The organism is Synechococcus sp. F70.1, from assembly GCF_047502745.1.
GTDB lineage: Bacteria > Cyanobacteriota > Cyanobacteriia > Thermostichales > Thermostichaceae > Thermostichus.
In genome coordinates, this window is the sequence record NZ_JANSJL010000043.1 from 59,426 (window position 1) to 60,669 (window position 1,244).

Genomic DNA, 1,244 nt, shown 5'->3' on the forward strand with positions numbered 1-1,244 from the left:
GATGGTATGCTAGATCTTCGCTGTTCTTCCCTTTCAACCATGCCACGTACCAAATCCGCTATCAAGCGCCTCAAGATTGCCGAGCGAAACCGACTGCGCAACAAGGCTACCAAGGCCATGGTGCGCGCGCTCATGAAGAAGGTGATCTCTCTCTCTTCTGCCTACGCGGCCAACCCTCAGCCGGAAACCCTGCAGGAGATCCAGGCGGCAATGAGCGCTGCCTTTAGCCGCATCGACAAGGCGGCCCAAAAAGGCGTTCTGCACAAAAACACCGCTGCTCGTCGTAAGGCTCGTCTGTCCCGGATTGTGCAACGCTCGATAGCTGCTGCTCCTAGCCCCTCCTAGGTCAGCATCTGGGAGGCCTTGCCAGCCGGGATGCCTTCTGTTAGCGGGGATCCAGGGTGCACACCAGCCAGCGCCGCAGAGGGTGCCAGGCAGGCAAAGACAGGATCCAGCGGGACTGTTGCTCCAGCATCTGGCGCTCGAAGGGGTAAAGCCCAAACAGCTCGTAGCGGCTTTGGGTAACTAGGATCCCTACGGTGAAACTGACGCAAAGCAACAGGCCAAAGGTGGGCCAGCTAGGGCGGTAAAAGAGGGCATAGCGCAGGCCCGTCCAGGTAAAGTGTTGCCAGAGGCGGAGGAGATCTGCCCGCAGCGCCCAAAGACTAGGGATCCCGACCAACAGCCACAGCAGGCCCAAAAAGACGAAACTGCCGCCGTGGTAGAGCCGCAGCAAGCGTCTAGCCGCCGGCGAGAGGGATTCCAGGCCGGGAGGGACGCGAACGGCTTTCTTCTCCTCAACGAAGCTAGGATCAGGGGGCAGTGGCATAGGGATCCCTCCTGTAGGCGTAGAAGGCACCTGTTGAAAGCAAGCCTTTGTCATCATAGGGCTAAAGGTTCTCTGACGACCCTTGGGGCAACCGACCTTCCGGTAGGCAAGCTTCCCAAGGCTATAATGGCTCTGGATTCTGCCTTGCTAGCTCAATGGATAGAGCACCGACCTTCTAAGTCGATGGTTGCAGGTTCGAGTCCTGCGCAAGGCGCTGGGCAAATTCCCCACAAGCTGGAGCTGGCCTCTAGCCGTATTTGAAGAACGAGGGCTGGAGCAACGGTGCCTCCCAGGGGCAGTGGCCTCTGCCTAGGGCACCCCTATGCACTCCCTGTAGCTTGCCAAGAGGAAGAACCCCTACCCTCCAAGGCTGGGAAGAGCGTTAAGCCGCCTCCAGGGAAGAACCTGGCTCTGG

At 59.2% G+C, this 1,244-nt stretch carries 2 protein-coding genes and 1 tRNA gene; 2 read left to right on the forward strand and 1 reads right to left on the reverse strand.

The annotated features are described in order from the left end of the window. The first annotated feature begins 39 nt into the window (after window positions 1-39). On the forward strand, window positions 40-345 hold the full coding sequence (rpsT, locus tag NW860_RS03920) for a 30S ribosomal protein S20 (protein WP_414512514.1): 306 nt from the start codon (window positions 40-42) through the stop codon (window positions 343-345). A gap of 40 nt (window positions 346-385) precedes the next feature. On the opposite strand, the gene NW860_RS03925 is transcribed toward rpsT, so the two are convergent. Further along, window positions 386-829, reverse strand: coding sequence for a hypothetical protein (locus NW860_RS03925; RefSeq protein ID WP_414512516.1), 444 nt, complete (start codon window positions 827-829; stop codon window positions 386-388). Window positions 830-970: 141 nt separating this feature from the next. On the opposite strand from NW860_RS03925, the gene NW860_RS03930 reads away from it, so the two are divergent. Then, window positions 971-1,043: transfer RNA gene (locus NW860_RS03930), tRNA-Arg, on the forward strand. Window positions 1,044-1,244 lie beyond the last annotated feature (201 nt).

Bases quoted from the DNA above. Each gene is read 5' to 3' on its own strand.
- rpsT (WP_414512514.1), top strand. From the start codon at position 40: ATGCCACGTACCAAATCCGCTATCAAGCGCCTCAAGATTGCCGAGCGA.
- NW860_RS03925 (WP_414512516.1), bottom strand. From the start codon at position 829: ATGCCACTGCCCCCTGATCCTAGCTTCGTTGAGGAGAAGAAAGCCGTT.